23 protein-coding genes are annotated in these 24,151 nt (G+C 54.1%); 10 read left to right on the top strand and 13 right to left on the bottom strand.

The annotated features are described in order from the left end of the window. Positions 1 to 112: 112 nt before the first annotated feature. Positions 113 to 430, bottom strand: a complete 318-nt coding sequence (locus Q8A57_RS05450; protein WP_305169976.1) for a YqfO family protein — start codon at positions 428 to 430, stop codon at positions 113 to 115. Between the two features lie 227 nt (positions 431 to 657). Here Q8A57_RS05450 and Q8A57_RS11115 point away from each other — a divergent pair, with 227 nt between their 5' ends. Together Q8A57_RS11115 and feoB are read left to right on the top strand one after the other, a co-directional pair. Continuing rightward, complete coding sequence (locus Q8A57_RS11115) at positions 658 to 885, top strand: FeoA family protein (RefSeq protein WP_369427778.1); 228 nt, start codon at positions 658 to 660, stop codon at positions 883 to 885. After that, positions 882 to 3,215, top strand: coding sequence for a Fe(2+) transporter permease subunit FeoB (feoB, locus tag Q8A57_RS05440; RefSeq protein WP_305169974.1), 2,334 nt, complete (start codon positions 882 to 884; stop codon positions 3,213 to 3,215). Before Q8A57_RS11115 ends, feoB begins: the two co-directional genes overlap by 4 nt. On the opposite strand, the gene Q8A57_RS05435 is transcribed toward feoB, so the two are convergent. From Q8A57_RS05435 to efp, 11 genes are all read right to left on the bottom strand, one after another. Continuing rightward, a complete protein-coding gene (locus Q8A57_RS05435; RefSeq protein ID WP_305169973.1) occupies positions 3,212 to 3,622 on the bottom strand; it encodes a CBS domain-containing protein in 411 nt (136 codons plus the stop codon). The two genes, feoB and Q8A57_RS05435, sit on opposite strands and share 4 nt — an antisense overlap. 165 nt (positions 3,623 to 3,787) lie before the next feature. Continuing rightward, positions 3,788 to 5,080 (bottom strand): adenylosuccinate synthase, encoded by a 1,293-nt coding sequence (locus Q8A57_RS05430; RefSeq protein ID WP_305169972.1) that lies wholly within the window; start codon positions 5,078 to 5,080, stop codon positions 3,788 to 3,790. 24 nt (positions 5,081 to 5,104) lie between these two features. Beyond that, positions 5,105 to 6,283, bottom strand: coding sequence for an ATP phosphoribosyltransferase regulatory subunit (locus tag Q8A57_RS05425; protein WP_305170160.1), 1,179 nt, complete (start codon positions 6,281 to 6,283; stop codon positions 5,105 to 5,107). 5 nt (positions 6,284 to 6,288) lie between these two features. Continuing rightward, positions 6,289 to 6,477, bottom strand: a complete 189-nt coding sequence (locus tag Q8A57_RS05420; protein ID WP_305169971.1) for a DUF2065 domain-containing protein — start codon at positions 6,475 to 6,477, stop codon at positions 6,289 to 6,291. Between the two features lie 145 nt (positions 6,478 to 6,622). After that, positions 6,623 to 7,495: a protease modulator HflC gene (hflC, locus tag Q8A57_RS05415; protein WP_305169970.1), complete on the bottom strand. Its 873-nt coding sequence runs from the start codon at positions 7,493 to 7,495 to the stop codon at positions 6,623 to 6,625. Continuing rightward, positions 7,495 to 8,631, bottom strand: a complete 1,137-nt coding sequence (gene hflK, locus Q8A57_RS05410; RefSeq protein WP_305169969.1) for an FtsH protease activity modulator HflK — start codon at positions 8,629 to 8,631, stop codon at positions 7,495 to 7,497. The genes hflC and hflK overlap by 1 nt, the downstream gene beginning before the upstream one ends. Before the next feature lie 151 nt (positions 8,632 to 8,782). Further along, positions 8,783 to 10,096 (bottom strand): ribosome rescue GTPase HflX, encoded by a 1,314-nt coding sequence (hflX, locus tag Q8A57_RS05405; RefSeq protein WP_305169968.1) that lies wholly within the window; start codon positions 10,094 to 10,096, stop codon positions 8,783 to 8,785. Between the two features lie 15 nt (positions 10,097 to 10,111). Beyond that, a complete protein-coding gene (hfq, locus tag Q8A57_RS05400; RefSeq protein ID WP_305169967.1) occupies positions 10,112 to 10,372 on the bottom strand; it encodes an RNA chaperone Hfq in 261 nt (86 codons plus the stop codon). A gap of 110 nt (positions 10,373 to 10,482) precedes the next feature. Continuing rightward, complete coding sequence (gene miaA / locus Q8A57_RS05395) at positions 10,483 to 11,472, bottom strand: tRNA (adenosine(37)-N6)-dimethylallyltransferase MiaA (RefSeq protein ID WP_305169966.1); 990 nt, start codon at positions 11,470 to 11,472, stop codon at positions 10,483 to 10,485. Further along, positions 11,462 to 12,436 (bottom strand): EF-P lysine aminoacylase EpmA, encoded by a 975-nt coding sequence (gene epmA / locus Q8A57_RS05390; protein WP_305169965.1) that lies wholly within the window; start codon positions 12,434 to 12,436, stop codon positions 11,462 to 11,464. Before epmA ends, miaA begins: the two co-directional genes overlap by 11 nt. A gap of 159 nt (positions 12,437 to 12,595) precedes the next feature. Then, positions 12,596 to 13,159, bottom strand: coding sequence for an elongation factor P (efp, locus tag Q8A57_RS05385; protein ID WP_305169964.1), 564 nt, complete (start codon positions 13,157 to 13,159; stop codon positions 12,596 to 12,598). 47 nt (positions 13,160 to 13,206) lie between these two features. Here efp and epmB point away from each other — a divergent pair, with 47 nt between their 5' ends. Both epmB and Q8A57_RS05375 read left to right on the top strand, forming a co-directional pair. After that, positions 13,207 to 14,229 (top strand): EF-P beta-lysylation protein EpmB, encoded by a 1,023-nt coding sequence (gene epmB / locus Q8A57_RS05380; protein WP_305169963.1) that lies wholly within the window; start codon positions 13,207 to 13,209, stop codon positions 14,227 to 14,229. Positions 14,230 to 14,390: 161 nt separating this feature from the next. Next, a complete protein-coding gene (locus Q8A57_RS05375) occupies positions 14,391 to 16,493 on the top strand; it encodes an EAL domain-containing response regulator (RefSeq protein ID WP_305169962.1) in 2,103 nt (700 codons plus the stop codon). Between the two features lie 25 nt (positions 16,494 to 16,518). Here Q8A57_RS05375 and serB read toward each other — a convergent pair whose 3' ends face one another. Beyond that, a complete protein-coding gene (gene serB / locus Q8A57_RS05370; RefSeq protein WP_305169960.1) occupies positions 16,519 to 17,745 on the bottom strand; it encodes a phosphoserine phosphatase SerB in 1,227 nt (408 codons plus the stop codon). Between the two features lie 115 nt (positions 17,746 to 17,860). Between serB and Q8A57_RS05365 the strand changes: the two genes are divergently transcribed. The 6 genes from Q8A57_RS05365 (at position 17,861) to Q8A57_RS05340 (ending at position 24,121) form a co-directional block, all read left to right on the top strand. Continuing rightward, positions 17,861 to 19,066, top strand: coding sequence for a hypothetical protein (locus Q8A57_RS05365; protein ID WP_305169959.1), 1,206 nt, complete (start codon positions 17,861 to 17,863; stop codon positions 19,064 to 19,066). Between the two features lie 130 nt (positions 19,067 to 19,196). Continuing rightward, positions 19,197 to 19,631: a MerR family transcriptional regulator gene (locus Q8A57_RS05360; RefSeq protein ID WP_305169958.1), complete on the top strand. Its 435-nt coding sequence runs from the start codon at positions 19,197 to 19,199 to the stop codon at positions 19,629 to 19,631. Positions 19,632 to 19,646: 15 nt separating this feature from the next. Then, positions 19,647 to 20,816: an isovaleryl-CoA dehydrogenase gene (locus tag Q8A57_RS05355; RefSeq protein WP_305169957.1), complete on the top strand. Its 1,170-nt coding sequence runs from the start codon at positions 19,647 to 19,649 to the stop codon at positions 20,814 to 20,816. 24 nt (positions 20,817 to 20,840) lie between these two features. After that, positions 20,841 to 22,448, top strand: a complete 1,608-nt coding sequence (locus Q8A57_RS05350; RefSeq protein ID WP_305169956.1) for a carboxyl transferase domain-containing protein — start codon at positions 20,841 to 20,843, stop codon at positions 22,446 to 22,448. Positions 22,449 to 22,475: 27 nt separating this feature from the next. After that, a complete protein-coding gene (locus tag Q8A57_RS05345) occupies positions 22,476 to 23,258 on the top strand; it encodes an enoyl-CoA hydratase/isomerase family protein (RefSeq protein ID WP_305169955.1) in 783 nt (260 codons plus the stop codon). A gap of 323 nt (positions 23,259 to 23,581) precedes the next feature. Next, positions 23,582 to 24,121 carry a PEP-CTERM sorting domain-containing protein gene (locus tag Q8A57_RS05340; RefSeq protein WP_305169954.1) on the top strand — a complete coding sequence of 180 codons (540 nt, stop codon included), beginning with the start codon at positions 23,582 to 23,584 and terminating at the stop codon, positions 24,119 to 24,121. Positions 24,122 to 24,151 lie beyond the last annotated feature (30 nt).

The following is a 24,151-nucleotide window of genomic DNA, read 5'->3' as shown; positions in this document are numbered from 1 at the left end:
CCAGGCACTGGAACACTTTTTCAGCGTTCAGGCCACAGATGACCCTGCCATCTGCACGGGTACAATAAACCGGCGACTACGCTGAAGCCCCAGCCTGGGGACTCTATTTTTCCTAAGACTTGACGTCTGCGAGCTGCCAAACATCATAGGCGGGTTCTTCGTAGGGGTGAGCTGACAGCATTGCCTGCAGAGCATTTCGGATCAGCGCATCTTCACACACCATTTCCACGCGAAACTCCTCTACCACCTCAAGCTCATTAACTTTTCCCACAAACGGCTTACTCCCGGCCATTGGACGAAATTGCCCACTGCCCCTCACCTGCCAGCAGCAATGCTCATAATCACCAATGCGCCCGGCCCCGCTATCGAATACGGCTTTTTTCACTGTTTCCAGATAGTCGATAGGCACATAGAAAACCAGTTTGTACACGACTGTCGCCTCCTCATAAGATGCACTGAGGTTAACGTGAATACCCTGTATCGGCCAGACTCACCAAGTTCCGGACATCACTAACCGGGCATGACTGCCGCTGCACAGAATAAGCACACGAACTAAAGGGTTTTTATCTATTGCCTCTTTTCTTTCTATAACCGATAATCATTATCATTTAGCGGGTAGCCTTATTAAACCTGAGCACCAGAAAACATGTGAGCTATATGCAATTTAACCAGCTTCAAACAGGTGACTCTGCTGTCGTGCAGGGTTTTAACGATCTCCCGGAGTCCTACCGCAACCGGCTGATGAGCCTTGGCCTCACACCAGGGACAACCTTTACTGTCCAGCATCGGGCTCCCCTTGGCGATCCTATCGCCATACTGGTCAGGGGATTTCGGCTCAGCTTGAGGCAACACGAAGCAGGCAACATCCAGGTTGAGAAACTATGAGCCGGGAATTCACCATTGCGCTGGTGGGTAACCCGAACTGCGGTAAAACCACGCTCTTTAACGACCTGACCGGCACCCACCAGAAAGTGGGCAACTGGCCCGGTGTCACCGTCGAACAGAAGACCGGCCATTTCCAGCATGCTCAAACCCGCTTCAATGTCATTGATTTACCGGGCACCTATTCACTGCACGCATCCTGTGAAGACGACTCCATTGACCAACAGATCGCCCAGCAATTTGTCCTGGAAAAAACTGCCGACCTGATTATCAATATTGTAGATGCCTCCAGCCTGGAGCGCGGCTTGTACCTCACCACCCAATTAATGGAGGCGGAAGTGCCTCTGGTGGTGGCCCTCAATATGATGGATGTGGCTGACCAGAATGGCGTGCACATCGATCCCTATGAGCTATCCGATAAACTCGGCCTGCCTGTCGTAGCTCTGGTGGCCAGTCGAGGCGAAGGCGTCGGTACACTCATTGACGTAGTCGACAACCATCTGCACCGGAACCCTGAAGCCAATTACCCTGTCACTGTGGCCGCGCCCGTAGAGACTGCAGCGCAACGTGTACTGGCCCTGATGAAGCAGGAGAAACCGAACACCACTCGCCTGGAAGCCACGGCGGTGCTGGAGCGCGACAGTCGGATTCTGCAAGGATTCAGCGAAGAGCTGCAAAACAACCTGTTGCTGGAAGTAAACGCACTGCAGTCACAGTTAAATAGCTCTATTTCAGACACGCTGATCACCAATCGCTATCAGTGGATCAACCAGGCCATCGCTACGGCCGTTCACCATGAAGCCATGCACAGACGGTCTATTTCCGATTATCTGGATGCCGTCTTGCTAAATCGTTTTCTGGCATTTCCAGCTTTTCTGGGCGTGATGTACCTGATGTTCATGGTAACGATTAACTTTGGTGGTGCCTTCATCGACTTTTTTGACATTGCAGCAGGCGCCATTTTTGTAGAATTGCCCCGAATTCTTCTTACCGCCATTCACTGCCCCGAATGGCTGACTGCTCTCATCGCTGACGGAGCTGGTGGCGGCATCCAACTGGTGGCGAGTTTTGTTCCCGTCATTGGCACCCTGTTTCTGTTCCAGACATTTCTTGAAGATTCCGGGTATATGGCCCGCGCCGCTTTCATTCTTGACCGGCTGATGCGCAGTATTGGACTGCCGGGAAAATCCTTTGTGCCGTTGGTCGTCGGATTCGGCTGCAATGTTCCCTCGGTCATGGCCAGCCGGACTCTGGACACACAGCAGGATCGACTGCTCACCACATTGATGGCCCCCTTCATGTCCTGTGGAGCCCGCCTCACAGTGTATACCCTGTTCGCCGCGGCCTTTTTTACCCATAACGGTCAAAATGTGGTCTTCGGCCTGTACATCATCGGTATCGTGCTGGCTGTCCTGACCGGCCTACTGGTGCGTCGCAAAATGCTCAGCCGGGACATCGCTCCGTTCATCATGGAACTGCCCAATTATCACGTCCCCACCTTGAGGGGATTATTGATCCACAGCTGGCATCGCCTGCGTGGTTTCATGCTACGGGCCGGTAAAGCTATTGTCGCGGTCGTAATCATTCTTAACTTTGTGAATTCCATCGGCACCGATGGCAGCTTCAACAACCAGAACACAGAACGCTCACTACTTTCCAGCATTGGTAAAACCATTACCCCCATTTTTGAGCCCCTGGGTGTAAAAGAGGAAAACTGGCCGGCAACCGTAGGGATTTTCAGCGGCATTTTTGCCAAAGAAGTAGTGGTTGGCACCCTTGATGCCCTCTACACCGACATGGCCCTTGCCGGCAGCAGTACTACCGATGAAACATCGCCCAGTATTGGCGGGATGTTAGGCGAGGCGTTTGCCTCAATACCCGCCAACCTGGCGGAGGTTAACCATATGTGGGGAGATCCACTGGGGCTTAGTGTCGGCGACCTGGCAGATCAACAGGCCGCCGCCCAGGCTCAGGAAGTCGAACTCACGACCATCGGCTTGATGCAACAGTTGTTTGCAACACCTATCGCCGCTTTCAGTTACATACTGTTTGTTCTGCTTTACATGCCCTGCGTAGCGACCCTCGGAGCAATCTACAAAGAAGCCGGCGGTACCTGGGCCTTCTTTTCGGCGACCTGGAATACACTGCTGGCCTATGCCGTTGCAGTCATGACCTACCAGCTGGGTACTTTTTCTGAACACCCTGAGCAGTCATTGATGTGGACTGGTGCGATGGCAGCAATCCTGTTGGCGGGTTATTTTCTACTGATGGAATACGGCAAACGGCAGGCACGACGCCAGAACCTGATTCCGGCCGTCAATTTGCACGGTTAAGCGGTTTTCTGTGAAAACGTCTGGACGCCATTCAACAACTGGCGACAGGTAATCTGGCCCACCAGCTTGCCCTTCTCAACAACCGGGCAGCGGCGAAAACCACGTTGCAACATTTCCTGAGCCACATCGACAATATCTGCGTTTGGCGAGACGCAATAAACATCACGGGTCATTACACCGCTGACGGGGCCGACACTGGTTTCCTGATTGTAGCGGGCGGTAAGAATAGCTCCCAGGCAGTCCACTTCGGACAACATACCCACCAGGTTATTCTCGTCGTCCACCACACAAACCCCGGAAACCTTATTGGCCACAATGCGATCAATCGCCACAAACAGGTCATCATTCAGATTGACCTTAATGGGATTGCGGAGCATGTAATCTTTCAGTTCGACTGAATTAAGCATATGTACAAACCTTTAACGACTCTCTGTTTAAGCTTAATCAAGAATTTCAGAAGAGAAACCCCCGTCCTGAGAAATTTCTCCCACAGAAAGGTGCTAGAAATACCCCTGAACCAAATTGTTGTGGTTCAGTGGCAGAGTGTTTTATAAGAAAAGAACGATCACTTGTCAGGCAAATGGATGTCTTAAAATGATGGTCTCCACCCGATCCGGTCCAGTGGAAATAATATCCACCGGCGTCTTGAGTATTTCCTCAATACGCGAAATATAGGCACGCGCGTTAGCCGGTAGGTCATCCAGTGATTTGGCACCGATTGTAGAATCCTGCCACCCCGGGATTTCCTCATAAATAGGCACCAGCTTTTCGTAGTCATCAGCGTGGCAAGGTGCGGCTGCTTCATTACCTTCGGCATCTTGGTAACCCACACAGAGCTTGATGGTATCCAGACCATCCAGCACATCCAGTTTGGTCAGACACAGGCCAGATACCGAGTTTATACGGATCGCCTGCTTCAGGGCCACAGCATCAAACCAACCACAGCGCCTTTCACGCCCGGTTGTAGCGCCAAATTCATGCCCTTTTTCACCCAAGTGCTTGCCGATAGCATCAAAAAGCTCCGTAGGGAACGGTCCGGAACCAACCCGGGTGGTGTAGGCTTTGGTAATACCCAGTACGTAATCCAGATAAAGCGGACCAAAGCCGCTACCAGTAGCTGTGCCACCGGCAGTGGTATTAGAAGACGTTACGAAGGGATAGGTGCCGTGATCAATGTCCAACAGGGAACCCTGGGCCCCTTCAAACATGATGTTTTTGCCCGCTTCACGGGCCTCATGCAACTCACCGGTTACGTCGGCAACCATGGGCTCTAGCTCCTCGGCCCATTTCACGGTTAGAGCCAGTGTCTCTTCATAACTGACCGCATCTTCCTGATAATAGTTTGTCAGCATGAAATTGTGATAAGCCATCAACTCTTTCAGCTTGTTGGCAAACAGCTCACGATTAAACATATCACCCAGGCGTAGCCCCCGACGGGCTACTTTATCTTCATAGGCCGGACCAATGCCGCGGCCAGTGGTGCCAATCTTGGCATTGCCCCGGGCGCGCTCGCGGGCCTGATCGAGTGCAATGTGCACAGGCAGGATCAGCGGACAGGCCGGAGACAGTCGCAAACGCTCCCGCACAGGTACACCCTTGCCTTCCAACTCGGCCATTTCCTCCAGCAGCGCCTCTGGCGACAACACCACGCCATTGCCGATCATGCAGGTAACGTTGTCGCGGAGAATGCCGGAAGGAATCAGGTGCAGCACCGTTTTCTGGCCTTCGATAACCAGCGTATGACCCGCGTTATGGCCACCCTGGAATCGCGCTACCACGGAAGCCTGATCAGTCAGCAAGTCAACGATCTTGCCCTTGCCTTCATCACCCCATTGGGTGCCCAGCACCACTACATTCTTACCCATGTGTTCTCTCTAGCCCTGAAATGGTTAAACAGGTTTTACTTGGTAGGTACCGTCCACCAACAACAACTGGCGGTCACAGTGTAATTCCTCGTAGTCAGGCTGCTGGCCGGGAAACCCACAGACCACCCTCTCCCCCTGCTGCCTAAGCCCAGCGATGGTATCGCGAAGCTCATCACCCTCTGTAACAGGCACATAAATACCTGCAGGAATAGGAGTATTTGTAGCGATCTCAGCCAATGCCTGCAAACTCATATTGAAACCGGTGGCTGGCCTGGAGCGACCGAACCCTTCGCCTACGTGGTCATAGCGACCACCATTGCCAATGGCCTGACCCACGCCTTGCGCATAAGCGGCAAACACAATGCCGGTATGGTAGTGGTAACCGCGAAGTTCACTCAGGTCCATATAAATATTCAATTCCGGATAACAGGCCTGAAGGCTATCAACAGTCTGCTGCAATTCATCTAAGGCCAACTCAACCTCGGCGGGAGCCTCTGCAAATAATGTGCGGGCGCGGTCCAGAACATCAACACCACCGGCCAAGTCCACCAGTGCACGAAGCAGGGTTGCCATTTCAGGGTCAGACACATTAGCCGTCAGCCAACTGTCCAGCTCCGGCACAGCCTTGCGCTGCAGCAATTCAAACAGCTCAGCTTCCTGATCGAACGACAACTCAGCACATTCCAGCAGACTGCCATAAACGCCCACATGCCCCAGGTCCAGCTGAGGCCTGTCAACACCGATCAACTGCAGCGTTTCCAGCATCAGGCTTATCACTTCGATATCCGCCGCCAGCCCTGCTTCACCGTAGAGCTCGACGCCAATTTGTATCGGTGAGCGGCTTTCCAATGCATGGCGGGGACGGGTATAGAGCACGGTGCTGGCATAGCACAGACGGCTGGGGCCCTGCCGTTGCAAGCTATGGGCATCCATGCGACTGGTTTGCGGAGTTATATCTGCGCGAATACCCATGGTGCGGCCACTGAGCTGGTCCGTCACTTTGAAGGTCATCAGGTCTAGGTCTGAACCCGTTCCGCTTAGCAGGGAGTCAGTAAATTCCACCAGCGGAGGTATGACCAGGTCATATCCCCAGCTGTGATAAAGGTCAAGCACCTGCCGTCTGAGTCGTTCTATCTGCAGTGCCCGGTTGGGAAGAATTTCCTCCACCCCGTCTGGCAACAGCCATCGATCCGCCACAGTCATTGTCATTACCCGTTGATCAAGAAGAGTGCACCGGCTCCGAGCAACATGCTACACAGACCCATGATCCGCATACTGCGATCATCGACCTGAGCCAACAGGGATGCCATATTGCGCCAACGCCCGGGAGCCAGAAAAGGCATAATGCCCTCCAGCACCAACATCAGACAAAACGCCTTGGCCAAATCCACCCACATACAAACACTCAGACAGCCATAAAAAAACCGGGGAACCCCGGTTGCAGAATTCTACCACTGTCTTGCAGCAGTTGCTGCATTTTTGTTGGGACTTCAGGTGACCCCGATCGCCTGTAGAAACGGGCCCCTCGGGGCCCGCTCTATTTTACTTACCCTGCTGCCTGTCAAGATAGCGAAAGAAATCGCTGTCCGGATCAACCAGCAGCACGTCGCCCTTATTGGAAAAGGCCTCACGGTAAGCTTTCAGGCTGCGCTGAAAGGCGTAAAACTCAGGGTCTTTGCTGTAGGCTTCGGCATAAGTTGCCGTCGCCACCGCATCACCTTCACCACGGGACTCTTCCGCTTCTCGGTAGGCGTTCGCCAACAGAATCGTGCGCTGACGATCTGCATCTGCGCGGATTTTTTCCGCTTCTTCCGCGCCTTTTGAGCGCAATTCGCGGGCTTCTTTTTCCCGCTCTGCCGTCATACGACGATACACCTGCTCACTGACCTCAGAGGGCAGATCAATGCGCTTGACCCGCACATCGACAACCTCCACACCCAGAGATTGCCTGACAGTGGTGTTCAGGTAATCTTTGATGTTCTCCATCAGCATGTCACGTTCACCGGACACCACTTCGTGTAACGTGCGCTCACCGAACTGGTTTCGCAGTCCATCGTTGACCCGGCTGGCCAGGCGATCATGTGCTACGGCCTCATTACCGCCGGTGGATTTGTAGTAGGTATCCACGTCGGCAATACGCCACTTGGAATAGGCATCCACGATCAGACGTTTTTTCTCTACCGTAAAGAAGCTGGCGGGCTCTGCATCCAGAGTCAGCACCCGGGCATCAAACTTGCGAATCTTGTCTGCCAGTGGGATTTTGACATGCAACCCCGGCGTGATTTCACCCTCAATGAGTCGACCAAAGCGCAGCTTAACGGCGCGCTCAGTTTCCTGAACCACGTAGAGTGAAGAACTCGCCAATATCAGTGCAAGGGCGATAACCACCAGCAAACCTGTTGAACGGGTAGTCATTAGCGTACCTCCCTACGACTGCTGCTTGTGATAGTTTCGCGCTTCAGGCGGTTAACCACTTCATCGGCGATACTTTTGACATCACTGCCTTTGAGTCCAGAGGCAGCACTGCTGCCAGAAGCGCTAGATTCAATGATTTTATCGAGCGGCAGGTAGAGCATGTTATTACCGCCCTCAACATCGATCAGCACCTTCGAGCTGTTGCTCATCACATCCTGAACCGCATCCAGGTAGAGTCGCTGGCGCGTCACTTCCGGCGCTTTCTGATATTCGGTCAGCAGGGCCAAAAAGCGGTTCGTCTCACCCTGGGCCTCAGCAACTACCTGTTCTTTGTAGGCCAGTGCCTCCTCAAGCATACGCTGAGCTTTACCACGAGCCTCAGGAATGATGCCGTTTGAATAGGACTGGGCCTCATTGATGAGCCGTTCCTGGTCTTCCCGCGCCTTGATCACATCATCGTAGGCCGCTTTCACCTCTGAGGGTGGCTTGGCCTCCTGAATGTTGATTTTGCGTACCAGAATACCGGCACCGTAACTGTCCAGATACTGTTGCAGACGCAATTTGACTTCTTCAGCAATTTTGCCACGCCCCGTAGAGACCACCTCGTCCAGCGAACTACTGCCCACCACATGACGCAGTGCACTGTCGGTGGCATGACGAAGGCTAAGCTCCGGATTTTTCACGTTCAGTACGAAGTCTTTTACATTGTTGATGTTGTACTGCACCGTCAAGGGAAGTTCGACGATGTTTTCATCCTGAGTCAGCATCTGGCCACGGGAGGAGTACTGACGCTCTTCCGTCACGCGCTCCTTGAAAACACGGTCCAGCAACAATGGGCGCCAGTTCAGACCCGGGCCTACGGTGTCGAGGTATTTACCCAGACGCAGTACCACGGCCTGTTCTTTTTCATCCACCTGATAAAAACCAAACAGACCCCAACCGGCAACCAACACCACCAGAACGATGGCAAGCAGGTTATTGTTACCTGAACCACCTTTTCCGCCGCCGGAACCGCCAAAAATTTTATCCATACGGGCACGGAGCTTCTGCAGCGCCTCATCCAGGTCTGGCGGACCATCTCCACCGCTGTTGCCACCCCAGGGGTCTTTGCCACCACCGGGCTCATTCCAGGCCATAGTCTTCTCCGTTAATTCGCTCGTTATGAAACGGCTGCTGATTGTACCAAGCCGCCCTGCAAATACTACGTTTTCAGTATCAATTCATCTAAAAGCTTGCCCCCGATAGGGCCCGGCAAAGCCTGATCCGCATTCATTGAGGCATGACGTGTCATGCAATGTGTTGATGATTGCCAGATAGTTTACGTAATTCTTCCAGCGTCAGATTTTCTGCTTTCAACAAGCGTAAAAAATCTGTCTTGGGCAAGGTAATGTCCAATTGGACTTCACCTGTGCCACCCTGCCTTTCCGACACCACGGCATTGCTACTGTACAACATGGCCCGCAACCGACCCATCGTAGGGGGCAGAACAATCGTTTCCCGCACCATCTCTGAACCGAGTAATTCGATCAGCGCCTCGAACAATAGTTCACAGCCCTCTCCTGTCTGGGCGGAGAGCCACACAGCACAGGGGCGCCCACTGTCATCACGCTCCAGTCGAGGGGTGCTGTTTTCAATAAGATCGATTTTGTTAAATACCATCAATGTCGGTAATTCGAGGGCGCCGATTTCTAACAAGACTTCATCAACCCGGGCAATGTTGGTCGGCCGCTCCTCACTATGGGCGTCAATGACATGCAACAACAGTGAAGCACTTGCTGCTTCCTCCAGAGTTGCACGAAAAGCTTCCACCAGTTTGTGGGGCAAATGACTGATAAAGCCAACAGTATCGGCCAGAATAACCGGCCCCAGGCCTTCCAGTTCAACCCTGCGCATGGTGGGATCCAGCGTGGCAAAAAGCTGGTCTGCCGCGTAGACCTCGGAATTCGTAAGGCGGTTGAACAGTGTCGATTTTCCGGCATTGGTGTAACCCACCAAGGAAACTGTGGGCAACTCGGCACGCTGACGGGAACGCCGCCCCTGGTCGCGCTGACTACGAACTTTTTCCAGGCGTTTCTGAATGGATTTAATTCTCGCGCGTAACAGCCGCCTGTCTGTTTCCAGCTGGGTTTCACCCGGGCCGCGCAGACCGATGCCACCTTTCTGTCTTTCCAGGTGAGTCCAGCCACGGACCAGTCGGGTCGACATATGCTGCAATTGCGCCAGCTCAACCTGCAATTTACCCTCGTGGGTGCGGGCTCGCTGGGCGAAAATATCGAGAATCAGCCCGGTACGATCCAGAACACGGCACTTGAGTGCTGCCTCCAGGTTTCGTTCCTGGCTTGGGGAAAGATTGTGGTTAAAGATCACCAGTTCGGCACAGGTCTCATGAACCAGCTCAACCAGTTCTTCAAGCTTACCGGTGCCGACAAAATATTTTGGATGTGGTGAACTGCGCTGCCCTGATACCAGAGCAACCGGATCGCCACCAGCAGATAGTACGAGTTCCTCAAATTCCCGGGGGTCTTCAGGTTCATCCTCACTGCTCAGGTTTAAATGCACCAGAATAGCGAGCTCACCTGACTCCGGTCGTTCAAAAAACAATCAGTACCTCTTCAGTTATTCGCCAGCATCCATCATGTCATCCGGACCGCCGGGGGTCGACATGGGCAAACGCACAGGACGTGAAGGGACCACAGTAGAAATGGCATGCTTGTAGACCATTTGGCTGACGGTGTTTTTCAACAGGACGACGAACTGGTCGAAGGACTCAATCTGGCCCTGTAATTTGATACCGTTGACCAGAAAGATCGAGACAGGGATACGTTCTTTTCGTAAGACGTTTAGAAAAGGGTCTTGTAGATTATGCCCTTTTGACATTGTGATTCTCCTAAATAAAGGAACAAAATAAACCGCCGTAAAAACATTCAATCACTTTTTGCTACGGCGAAACCGGAAATCCATGTAGGGAAGCCATCATACTCGTGGGCCTACACCTTGTATATGGGTTCATTTTGCAGAATTTTCAAGCACTCTGCCTCAATCTCGGAAAAATTTATTGACTGGCCAGTCACAGTGTCAATAAAAATTTCATGCAACCCGGTCCATCCCCGTAACCACGTGAGCTGGCGTTTTGCCAGCTGTCGGGTCGCCGCCATGCCAGCCTGCACCATTTCATCATAGGTCAGTTCCCCCGCCAGATATTGCCACATCTGGCGGTAACCCACGGCTCTCATGGAAGGCATGTCTTCCTGAAGATCCCCCCGCTGGAATAAGTGCCGCACCTCAGCTTCCAGACCTGCCTCCAACATGGTCATAAACCGCTGCTCAATACGATGGTGTAACAGGGCCCGCTGATGGACCAACAAGGCAATTTGGGTCACCTGATAACGCTCGCCCACAGGGCCAAGACGACTCCCCTGCTGCTGCTCCTGCTTGAACACGGACATTGGCTTTCCGGTAGCACGATACACTTCCAGAGCACGCTGTATGCGCTGAGAATGATTAGGATGGATATTGTCAGCCGACTGGGGGTCAACCTGTGCCAGTTGCTGATGCATCCAGGGCCAGCCCTTTTCCTGTGCCTGTCGCTCGATGTCCTCGCGGATTTCCGGCGAGGCAGGAGGCATGTCCCCCAGCCCATCCAGCAAGGCCTTGAAATACAACATGGTGCCGCCCACCAGCAGAGGAATTTTTCCAGCAGCTCGTATATCGTCCATGGCCTGTCTGGCATCCCGCGCAAACGCAGCAGCAGAATATGGCTCAGCCGGGTCTTTAATATCGATTAAACGGTGGGGGGCGTGCTGAAGCACCTCGATAGAAGGCTTGGCGGTGCCAATATCCATACCCCGGTAGACCAGTGCCGAATCCACGCTGATCAACTCCACCGGCAGGTGTTGCTGCAGAGCAATAGCCAAGTCGGTTTTACCCGTCGCCGTCGGCCCCATCAGGAAAATGGCCGGATGCAGTTTATCTACCATCGGACATTACCCCTTGTGCAAACGGCATGCTCTCGGCAATGGTATCGAGTTTGAGAAGCTGCATGAGGAGGCGATCGACACCTAGTGCTACCCCAGCACAACCTGGTAACCCGTAGGACAGGGCGGCGAGAAGATTTTCGTCCACGGGAGGCTCGGATTTACCGGCAGACTTGCGCAACCTCATATCTTCCAGAAAACGGTTCTTCTGCTCCACCGGGTCGGTCAACTCATAGTAACCATTTGCCAATTCCATACGATTGAGAAATGCCTCAAATCGCCGGGCGACCTGCCGACCACAACTATTGGTATCGACTCGAGCCAACGCTGACTGGCAGGCCGGGTAATCGTGGACAAACACCAAGCCATCCTGCAGTGTCGGCTCGACGGCGAGACTGAATATCAAATCCAGGCAAGTGGACCGGCTTTCCTGCGCAAAGCTACTACCCGAAAGGTCTGACGCATATTCTTGCACAGCTACTAAATCTGCCACATGGGGATCGAGACCGGTTGCCTCTTCAAACACCTGACCATAGCTATAGGTCACCGTATTCAGATCGGCGATCAGGGGCGACAATAGCGCCGCCACCTCAGACATCAACTGATGCTCATCCCAGCCCGGGCGATACCATTCAAGCATGGTAAATTCAGGATTATGTCGCGGCCCCACTTCGCCGTCACGGAAGGCTTTTCCAAGGTAATAAATACTGCCACAACCGTACGCCAGCAAGCGTTTCATGTAGTACTCGGGGGAGCTTTGCAGATACTGCACACTGTCGTTGACACTGGTTTGCAGACAATCAATATGCAAATCAGATACACAAGACTCCGCTAGCACCGGAACATCCACTTCCATAGCTCCGGTTGCAACGAAATGGGCACGGAGATGTGACAACAGCTTCGCCCTTTGCACCAGGGTTTCCAGCGTTGCCGTCGGCCGCCAATCTGCCTTCCTGTCTAGACTCAACAGAAACTCCCAAAAAACCCTTTCACACGACAACCAGGCCATCTTGCCCCGGTTATCACCCAAATAAAAAAGGGTGGCCAGTGCCACCCTTATTCAGCCTGCATAGTTCAAGCATATACCCGATAGAAATCTGGCTTACTTCATATGCTCAGCTACATGCTACGCACGGCTGAGATATTCGCCGGTACGGGTATCAACACGAACCACATCACCAATGTTAAGGAACAGAGGAACCTTCACTACGGCTCCAGTGGCCAATGTAGCCGGCTTGGTGCCACCCTGGGCAGTGTCGCCCTTCAGGCCCGGGTCGGTCTCAACAATTTCCAGCTCCACATGGTTCGGCGGCATCACGGAGAGGGGTGCACCGTTGTAGAGAGTGACAATAACGGTGTCTTGTTCGCGCAACCACTGGGCAGCATCGCCAACTATCTTGGCATCAGCCTGATGCTGTTCAAAGGTGTCCGGCTCCATAAAGTGCCAGTATTCACCGTCATTGTAGAGATACTGCATATCCCGGTCTGTGACATCAGCTCCTTCCAGACTATCGCCCGACTTGAAAGTACGCTCCCAAACCCGACCGGTTTTCAGGTTGCGCAAACGAACACGGTTGAAAGCCTGTCCCTTGCCAGGTTTTACAAATTCATTCTCCACAATGGAGCAGGGATCGCCATCCAGCATGACTTTCAGACCGGAGCGAAATTCGTTGGTAGAATAGTTTGCCATTATTGCCTCAACACTCGGTAAATACTTCCTCAAAATAAGAGCGCGCTATGATAACCGGTTCTGCCACAACTGTGGATAGCCTGAGCTGGCAAGAACAACTTGCCACCAGTATCCGCGATCCCAAAGAGCTCCTGCAGAAGCTGGAGCTCGACCCCGCACTATTGGATGGTGCACTGGCGGCCCACAGCGACTTCCCACTGAGGGTACCCCAGGCTTACCTGCAGCGTATTGAGCGTGGCAACCCCAACGATCCCTTATTGCGCCAAGTGCTACCCCTGGGTACTGAACTACTGGCCACACCTGGATACAGCAACGACCCTCTGGAAGAGTTGAATGCCAACCCTGTACCGGGCCTGGTACACAAATATCACGGCAGGGTATTACTGATTGTCAGCCCCAACTGCGCCATCAACTGTCGCTACTGCTTCCGTCGCCACTTTCCCTACGGGGACAACAAACCCGGCCGCAGCGAATGGCAGCAGGCACTGGACTATATTGCCGCGGACCCATCCATCAGCGAAGTAATTTTCAGCGGGGGCGATCCCCTGGCGGCCAGCGACCGCCAGCTTGAATGGCTGACATCACAATTGGAGGCTATCCACCACGTGAAACGTCTGCGTATTCACACCCGTCTGCCCGTGGTCATCCCCGACAGGATCACCGACCACCTGCTGCAATGGCTAGGCGATTCCCGGCTGTTCACATCAGTGGTGATTCACAGCAACCACCCCAACGAGCTCGACGAAAATACTCGCAAAGCACTGGTTCGTTTACGCAATACCGGTATCACTCTGCTGAACCAAACTGTACTTCTGGCAGACATCAACGACGCACCCCGAGTTCTTGGTCAGCTTTCCGAGCGCCTGTTCGAGTGCAGCGTACTCCCCTATTATCTCCATCAGCTCGACCATATTGCCGGTGCCGCCCATTTCGCTGTATCCGATGAGCTCGCCCGCTCATTGCATCGGGAGTTGCTTGCCACCCTGCCTGGCTACCTGGTGCCAAAACTGGTCAGAGAGCTGCCGGGGATCCCTTACAAAATGCCCATAAACCTCCAACACGCACCATAATAAATGTGATATGCATCTCATAAGGAGTACTATCCGGGCAACATTTCAACTTCAGCCCCCAAGACCAGACTACGACAACTGTAATCTGCGAGTTGCATTACTCTATAATATCCAGCCATAACGCCTGCATAATCAGACCTTTATTGAGGGATCGACTTAAGATGTCATCAGACAACGCACTGACACTACTGCTGGTTCACGACAGCTTTGAAGAAGCCAACCGCATTGTCAGCCTGTTACGGAATGCCAACTATCGCGTTGAATCCAAACACGTCGAGAATGAAGCGGTCCTTTCCAAGTTACTGCAGGACAGAAGCTGGGACCTGATCATCGGCCAGTTCAATGGCACTCAAACCCCGGTCAAAAGCATTTTTGCGCTGTTGCGTCGCCTGAATACAGACACGCCCACCATTCTCATTTCTGACGAGTACAACCCCCAATCCATTGTCGAAGGTCTTCGCCTGGGCGCCGAAGATGTAATCCCCATGGATGAAGACCAGCACCTGCTGCATGTACTGAGCCGCACCCTGTTCAACCTGGAGCAACGCCGTCAATTGCGCCATTGCCGACGCAAATATGCCGACTCGGAGGGCCGTTGTGACCGTCTGCTCGGCTCATCTGTAGACGCCATTGCCATTGTTCAGGAAGGCACCTACCTATTCACCAACGACAGTTTTTCACAACTGTTTGGATATCTGGACAGTGAGAGCATGGTTTGCCTGCCGGTCATCGACAGCATTGCCCCGGAAGATCAGGACAGGCTGAAGGAATACCTCCGCCCCATCGACGGGGAAGAAGATATCTTTGTCGAAAAACTGACGTTTACCGGCATGACCAACGACCGTATTCCAGTGCCCATTGAAGCGCGCATTGCCAAGGTCGATTACCAGGGTGAACCCGCGCTGGAGTTCCTGATCGCCAGCGATTTTCTCGAGGGTGGACATGAAGGAGGGCTCAACGCCACTGTCAGCGGCTTCCAGGAAGATAGTGATGCCGTGAGCATTCAGCGCGACAAAGTAATCGACATGGTGAACATTGCGATACGCCAGGCAGCGACCAAGCACAACAGTGCCATCATGCTGTACATCACCCTGGACAACTACCCCAGTATTCTGGAAGAGGTCGGCGTTCAACAGACCGAACAATTGGTCACACAGCTGGTGGACAAGATCAACGAGGAAAACCCGGAAGGCTACCCTCTCAAGCGGTTCAAAGAAGACACCTTTGTCATGATCATGACCAACACCGGGACCGATGCGGGGATGCACTATGCCACCAAGCTCTGTGAAGCCGTTGCATCACATATTTTCGAGCTGAGCAACCTCACACGAACTGTGACACTGGGCATTGGTGCTTCAGTCATTAGCGAGACAGTAACCACAGCTGAAGGCTGTATTGATCGGGCCCTGTCAGCACTCAATGAACTTTACAGAGCAAATAATGGCAGTTTTGCCAACGGTGCCAAGCTCTATGAATCCGAAGTCGGCCACGAGTTTTGTGAGGAAGATCTGGACGACGTTGCCAGGAACATGCTGGAAAGCAAGCAATTCGAATTGTTCTACCAGCCAATCATTCCTCTGCAAAGCCAGGACGATGAGTTCTACGAAGTGCTACTGCACACCAAGGACAATGAGAAAACTGCAGCTTTGCCGGACAACTTCGTTGCCAAAGTGTTTAAAACCAACGTAGCCTCGGAAATTGATCGCTGGGTGATTCTGGAGTCTTTCAAAACACTGTCAGAAAAGCTCAAGTCCTCACCCAAAACCCGACTGTTCATTAATATCAGCATTCAAACCATTTGTGACGACACCTTCATCACCTGGCTCAAAGTCGCTCTAAAGGCTTCAAGCCTGTCACCTCGGCAGGTGATTTTTCAGCTGCGGGAAATTGATGTGGCCCAGCAATTTAATCGTTCGGTCGACCTAATTAACGAGCTTAGAAAGATTAACGGCGATGTAGCCCTATCCCATTTTGGCCTTGCCATCGAGCCCATGACCCTGCTGCAAAAACTTTCGGTCAACTATGTCAAATTCGACAGCGTCATTGTCGAGAGAGCCTCCCAACAGGACGGGGGCATGTCAGAACTGGAAGAGCTTATCGGTCGACTCAAGGAAGATGAAAACGAGCAGATTATCGTGCCGTTTGTGGAGAGAGCCGAGATGATACCAGCCCTGTGGACCTCTGGAGTGCACTATATTCAGGGCCACTTCCTGCAGTCCCCATCAAGAAGAATGGACTATGACTTTAACGACGAAGAGTCGTAACGCTTAAAACCCGGCCAAACGCTGATTAGGACTGGGTCCAGAACAACGTATCCCGGTCACTCAGTCCCATCAGGTAAAGGATCCCGTCCAACCCCAGCTTGGAAATTGACTGCTTGGCATTTGCCTTCACCAGCGGTTTCGCTCGGAAGGCAATGCCCAAACCGGCAATGCTCAGCATCGGCAGATCATTAGCGCCATCTCCCACGGCAATCACCTGCTCCAGTGAAATATTTTCACGGGCAGCAATATCCCGCAGCAATTGAGCCTTTCGCTGACCGTCCACCACCTCACCGGTAACCCGACCGGTCACCTTGCCGCCTTCAATCTCCAGCTGGTTCGCATAGACATAATCGATACCCAGTTGCTCTTGGATACGCCGCGCAAAAAAATCGAAACCGCCAGACAGAATTGCCGTTTTGTAGCCCAGACGCCGCAAATTGGAAATCAGCAGTTCGGCACCCTCGGTGAGCTTCAACCGGGCCGAAATAGCATCCAGCACAGAGGCATCAAGCCCCTGCAGCAACCCTAGGCGCTTGGAAAAACTGGCAATAAAGTCCAGCTCACCACGCATCGCCGCTTCGGTAATAGCCGCAACTTCATCACCGACACCCGCCTCCCGTGCCAGCTCATCGATGACCTCCGCTTCGATCAACGTGGAATCCATATCAAACACCACCAGGCGCCGGTTACGACGATAAATATTGTCTTCCTGATAGGCGATATCGATATCCAGTTCCGTGGACAACTCCAGCAGTGAGGCGCGAAGAGCTCCCAGGTCATCGGGTTCTCCGCGAAGGGAAAATTCAACGCACGCCTTGGTATTGGCCTCCATGTGCTCAAGCGGCACACGACCCGAAAGGCGGGTAATTTTGTCGATATTCAATCCCTGGGTGACGGTGACTGCCGTCACTCGGGCAATATGGTGAGCTGCCACCCTGCGCGCCAGAAGCGTCACGATATGCCGTGGCTTGCCCTGTTGGGCGACCCAGTGCTCGTAACTTTCCTCGGAAATTGGCTGAAAGCGGACTTTCATATCCATGGCGTGAAGGCTGTAGAGAATTTCTTTCTGTACTTTTTCCGGGGACTGCCCCTCCGGAATCTTAGCCAGGATGCCCAGATTGAGATTGTCGTGAATCACCGCCTGTCCGATATCCAGAATGTCAGCGCCGTGCTCATCCAGCACCCGGGAAACCGCGCTGGTAATACCGGGCTTGTCTTCCCCGGCCACGTTGATCAGTAGAATCTCTCTCACATTGACATCCATTATGGGTAAATCAGTCCACCATCTCTTTGGGGCGGGTATTATAGGAGAGCAACGGATAAGATAGAATGCGCCATTCTTAAACATCGCAGGGAATTATCGCCCCATGGGCAAGCTAGCAAAGTCATACGCCATTCAACTGCCCGCTATTGCCCTCATTTCCTCCATCCTGTTCGGTGCTGCGCTGCTCTTCGCACTTTCCTTACAGCTCAATGAGCTGGCCGAGAAACAGGGAACACAGCTCAGCCAAACTCTGGCCCACCAGTTGGCCAAGGCCGTGCGGGATCCACTAATTCACCGCGACAATCTCAGTCTCCAGGTTGAACTGGATGAATTAATCACGCTGGAAGGCGTGCAGCGTGCAGCAATTTATGATGTTAACCAGCACCTCATTGCCGAGGCGCAACGTCGCATGACCAGGGATGTCGCCCAACATGAGCAGCGCAGCCCGGTGAGTATAGAAACCGCCACCGTCGGTTATGCCGTGGTGTCACTGACAGAATCCTACATGACTCAGGGTACTACCCGCGTACTGGTAACTGCCGGGGCAATCTGGGCCATGTTCACATTGGCACTGGTGTTACTGGCCTATCGCACCGGGAAAAATCTCTCCGAAAGAATTGCCAGGCTAAACGATCAACTCCCCGGAAACGATGAAGATAAACCACTGGAGGAGCTCGCAACCCTTGAACACAGACTGGTGCCTTTATTGGCCATACCCAGCAGAAAGCCAGTTCCGCAGGACAACAAGCCCGTGGCGCTCCTGGGCATTGCCTGCCGAAATCTGGCGCGCCTGGAAGCGCTAGTAAACCGGGAACACTTTGAGTCGCTTATGAAGCAGCTGGACCAGCTCATAGAACGCACATTGCACCTCTATGGCGGGCGCCGACTGCACGGCGAGCACTACAACGTTTATATCGAATTTTTGGGCAGCGATAACGAAGATGACCAGACCATGAACGCAGCCTACTGTGCTGCCGCACTGCTGCGACTGTCTGGCGCCCCGCTGCAGGGTGAAGGCGTCACCGTTGACCTTGCCGCCGCTGTATTCCCAGGAATTTCCCATATCACCGGCTCGACACTGCTCGACGAGCAGACACAGGCGCAGCAACTTCAAGAGCTTCGCGACCTGCTGGAAAAATCGGAAAAGGGCGAAATTCTCCTCAACCAGGCAACCAGCGACCACCCCTCAGTCGCCGAACTAGACCTCACACCGCTGGCGGAAGGCAGCCCGTTTTGCCGCATTAATGGCTTTGGCGAAGACGGCGAGAACCTGTTAGCACGGCAACTGGCGGTACTCTCCCACCACTAGGGCCTATCCCGCTCATATCCCAGCAACCCTTTCACACGTTTTACGCTTAAAAGTTTACGTTTACGTTTACGTAAACGTAATCTATAGTTTTCCTAGAGAAACAGTTTTAAAGGGGTCCCAAAAGCAGGCTATGGCAGATCATTCCGAGTTCAATATTGGTGAGTTGGCGCGTGAATTCGGCGTCACCACCCGCACCATCCGTCACTACGAGGAGATTGGCCTGTTACAGCCCATGCGTCGAGGCCAGGCCCGTATCTACAGCCCAGCCGATCGCACCCGGCTGAAGCTGATCCTGAGAGGCAAGCGCCTGGGTTTCAGCCTGGATGAGAGCCGTGCCATTGTTGATCTCTACGATCCTGCCCGTGGCAACAAAGAGCAACTTCAGGCCCTGCTGGCACGCATTCAGCAGCAACGTGACAAGCTCAATGCTCAGCTAACCGACATCAAGCAGATGCTGTCATCCCTTGATGACGCCGAAGAAAGCTGCCGCAAGGCCCTTAAAAAGGCCCGGAAACAAGAAAAGAAACAAACAAAGACTCAAGTAAATAAAAAGGGCAAAACATGATGGGAGGGACTGTATATGACCACCCCGCATCAAAGCCTCGATTTTCAACTTGGCGAAGACATTGACCTGCTGCGCCGCAGCTTCCAGCAGTTTGCCAGCAAGGAAGTAGCACCCAGAGCGGCACAAATCGACCGGGACAATGATTTTCCCCGGGACCTGTGGCCAAAGCTGGGGCAACTCGGCCTGCTCGGCATCACCGTGCCGGAGCAATATGGCGGCAGCGGTATGGGTTTTCTGGCACAGGTGGTGGCCGTGGAGGAATTGTCCCGGGCCTCGGCGGCGGTAGCGCTGTCCTACGGCGCCCATGCCAACCTCTGCGTCAACCAGATCTATCGCCACGGCAGCGAACAACAGCGACAGAAATACCTGCCCAAGCTTTGCAGCGGCGAGCACGTGGGGGCCCTGGCCATGTCCGAACCCAACGCCGGTTCCGATGTGCTGTCCATGACCCTGAAGGCAGAAAAGCGCGGCGACCAGTTCCTGCTCAGCGGTAACAAGATGTGGATCACCAATGGCCCCGACGCCGACACCTGCGTGGTCTACGCCAGAACTGGTGGCAAGTCCGAAAAGGACAGCATCACCGCCTTTATCGTTGAGCGGGAATTCCCCGGATTCTCCCACCACCAGAAGCTGGACAAGCTGGGCATGCGCGGCTCCAACACCTGCGAGCTGGTGTTTCAGGATTGCCCGGTGCCAGTGGGCAACGTACTCGGCGGCGAGGGCAATGGCGTGGCGGTGCTGATGTCCGGCCTGGATACCGAGCGCGCAGTGCTGGCCGGTGGACCGGTGGGCATCATGCAGGCCTGCCTGGATGTGGTACTGCCCTACATGCACCAGCGCCGCCAGTTCGGCCAGGCCATCGGCGAATTCCAGCTGGTGCAGGGCAAACTGGCGGATATGTACGCCGGGCTGAATGCCTGCCGCGCTTACCTTTACGCGGTGGCCACCGCCTGCGACCGAGGCCATGAGTCGAGAAAAGACGCCGCCGCAGTAATCCTGTTTACCGCGGAAATGGCCACCCGCATGGCCCTGGATGCCATCCAGCTTCTTGGCGGCAACGGCTACATCAACGATTTCCCCACCGGTCGCCTGCTGCGGGACGCCAAACTCTACGAGATCGGTGCCGGCACCAGCGAAATACGCCGCATGCTGATCGGCCGGGAACTGTTTCGGGAGACCGCCTAGCGGTTCCGTCTGGAGGCGTTTGTCATGGCTATTCTCAGCAGCAAGCTCGATACCAACAGCCCCGTATTCCAGCAGAACAGCCAGCATATGCAGGGGCTGGTAGACCGTCTTGAGCGCACCCTCAATCAGGTGCGCCAGGGCGGCGGCGAAACTGCCCGGCAGCGCCATCGGGAGCGCGGCAAACTGCTACCCCGGGAGCGCATTGCCCATCTGCTCGACCCGGGCAGTCCCTTCCTGGAATTGTCCCCCCTGGCCGCCTGGCAAGTGTACGAGGACGCAGTGCCTGCAGCTGGCCTGATCAGTGGCATCGGCAAAGTGTGTGGGCAGGATTGCCTGATCATCGCCAACGATGCCACCGTCAAGGGCGGCACCTACTACCCGCTGACGGTAAAGAAACACCTGCGCGCCCAGCAGATCGCCGCCGACAATCAGCTGCCCTGCATCTACCTGGTGGATTCCGGCGGCGCCTACCTGCCCAGCCAGGACGAGGTATTCCCGGACCGCGAGCACTTCGGCCGTATCTTCTACAACCAGGCCAACCTGTCGGCCCGCAACATTCCCCAAATCGCCGTGGTGATGGGTTCCTGCACCGCCGGTGGCGCTTATGTGCCGGCCATGTCCGACGAGACCATCATCGTCCGTGAACAGGGCACCATCTTTATCGGCGGCCCGCCACTGGTGAAAGCCGCCACCGGGGAAACCATCAGTGCCGAGGAACTGGGCGGTGCGGAGCTGCACTGCCGCACCTCCGGAGTGGCGGATCATCTGGCGAAGGACGATCACCATGCCCTGGAACTGGCGCGGCACTGTGTCGCGCGCCTGAACCGCAAACACCCGGTACCATTCGACTTGGCAACACCGGCGGAACCACTATTCGACCCGCTTGAGCTGTACGGGGTGATCCCCGCCGAGCGCCGTCTCGGCTACGACGTCCGCGAGGTCATTGCCCGGCTGGTGGACAGCTCCGAGTTCGACGAATTCAAGGCATTGTATGGCCCCACCCTGGTGTGTGGCTTCGCCCTATGGCAGGGCTACCCCATTGGCATTGTCGCCAACAACGGCATCCTGTTCAGCGAGTCCGCCCAGAAGGGCGCCCACTTTATCGAACTTTGTGCCCAGCGCGGCATTCCGCTGCTGTTCCTGCAGAACATCACCGGCTTCATGGTGGGACAGCGCTACGAGGCCGGCGGCATCGCCAAGCACGGCGCCAAGCTGGTGATGGCGGTGGCCTGCGCCCGGGTGCCGAAATTCACGGTGCTGATCGGCGGCTCCTACGGCGCCGGCAACTACGGCATGTGCGGTCGCGCCTACGACCCGCGCTTCCTGTTCATGTGGCCCAATGCGCGGATTTCCGTGATGGGTGGCGAACAGGCCGCCGGGGTACTGGCCCAGGTCAAACGGGAGCAGCTGGAGCGTGAAGGCAAGCCCTGGAGTGAAGATGAGGAAAAAGCTTTCAAGAAGCCTATCGTCGAGCGCTACGAGGCACAGGGCAACCCCTACTACGCCTCGGCCAGACTCTGGGACGACGGTGTCATCGATCCACTGCAGACCCGCCAAGTGATTGGCCACTGCCTGGCCATCGCCGCCAACAGCCCGATTGAGGAAACCCGCTTCGGGGTATTCCGCATGTAGCGGACCAATCCAACCCAGGTGATCGTTATGAGCAAGCCCTCCGTAACCACCCACATTGACCGGCGCGGCGTCGCCACCGTCACCCTCAATCGCCCGGAGCGGCACAACGCCTTTGATGACACCGTCATCGCCGAGCTAAGCGCGGCTTTCTGCAACGTGGCAAGCAATAACAGCATACGAGTGATGGTACTGGCCGCCACCGGCAAACACTTTTCCGCCGGGGCGGACCTGACATGGATGCGGCGCATGGGCAACGCCAGCTACGACACCAATCTCGCTGACGCCGAGGCCCTGGCCAACATGCTGCGCACCCTCAACGAATTACCAAAACCCACCATCGCCCGGGTACAGGGAAGCGCCTGGGGTGGCGCCCTGGGATTGATCTGCTGCTGTGATCTGGCGGTGGCTACCAGCAGCGCCACATTCCGCTTCAGCGAAGTGCGGCTGGGACTGGTGCCCGCCACCATCAGCCCCTATGTCATCGCCGCCATCGGCCCGCGTGCGGCGCGACGTTACTTTCTCAGCGCCGAATCGATCAATTCTGACACCGCCAAAGATCTAGGTCTGGTGAGCAAAATAGCGGAGGAATCAGATTTAGACCCGGTAGTGGAAAACTGGATCGACCACCTGCTACAGAATGGCCCCGAGGCCATGGCGGAAGCAAAACATCTAATCGCGGAAGTAAGCGGAAAGCCGCTCAGCGATGAACTACTGTGGCACACCAGTGAAACCATTGCCCGGTTGTGGGTTTCGGAAGAAGGACGGGAAGGCTTATCTGCTTTTTTAGAAAAACGTGCGGCCAAATGGTGACCGGGTAAAAAAGCAAATCATCACTGAAGCAACGACCAATTGCTTGCAGTAGCAACACGAATGCCTCAGAAATCTTGCCCGCTGTAATTAACCAGCTGTTATTACATCACTGTAGGACGGCTCAACAACTGACCCTAGATCACACGTCACCGAGAACGGCAGCAAAGAAGTAATAGCTGTAGAGAAAAGTGTTTATTTTATCGATTTTTTGTCAGATAAATTTATAACAGCCCCTTCCAACGAACCGTAACCTATTGTTTTTTGTACAGTGGCATATAGATTGCTAGGGATTTAAAAAAACAACATCAAGGTAAAGGTTTAACATGAAAGGGTTTACAAAAAGTTCTTTATTGCTTTGTTTGCTGCTCTCATCATTTCAACTGCACGCTGGAACCAGCTACACCTTTGAAATTGATTACCTGAATTCCGATATTTACGACATCAGCCTCTCGGGCACGCTAGACCAGACCCTGGATACAAATGATGTATACACATGGACTGCGGCTACGGCCGACACTATCAATCTAAACCTGTATTTTTTGGATAGTGAAATGGATATCGACATGCAGGTTGCTGATGAAAACGGCTACTTTTCTAGCTCGTCCTCAACCACAGACAATGAGTTCATCAGCTTCGGAGCCATCCTCGGCAAAGATTATTTCGTTAACATTTATCGTTATGCGGAAGTAAGCATCGCAGCCTACATCGCAGATGCCTACGAGGAAAACAACAGCCTAGAAACGGCCTACGATCTGGACAGCCTCAATGACAACAATAATGTGCCGCTGCCGGCAACAGTGTGGCTGTTTGTTCTGGGGCTGGCGGGCCTTATCGGTTTAAGAAAAACACAGAAACCGGTGTAATTACTCATTTGTTTTTTCATTATTAATTGA

This window comes from Porticoccus litoralis (assembly GCF_030676955.1).
Lineage (GTDB): Bacteria > Pseudomonadota > Gammaproteobacteria > Pseudomonadales > Porticoccaceae > Porticoccus > Porticoccus litoralis.
Note: the sequence above shows the minus strand (reverse complement) of the source record. Positions and strands in the feature narration are given on the sequence as shown.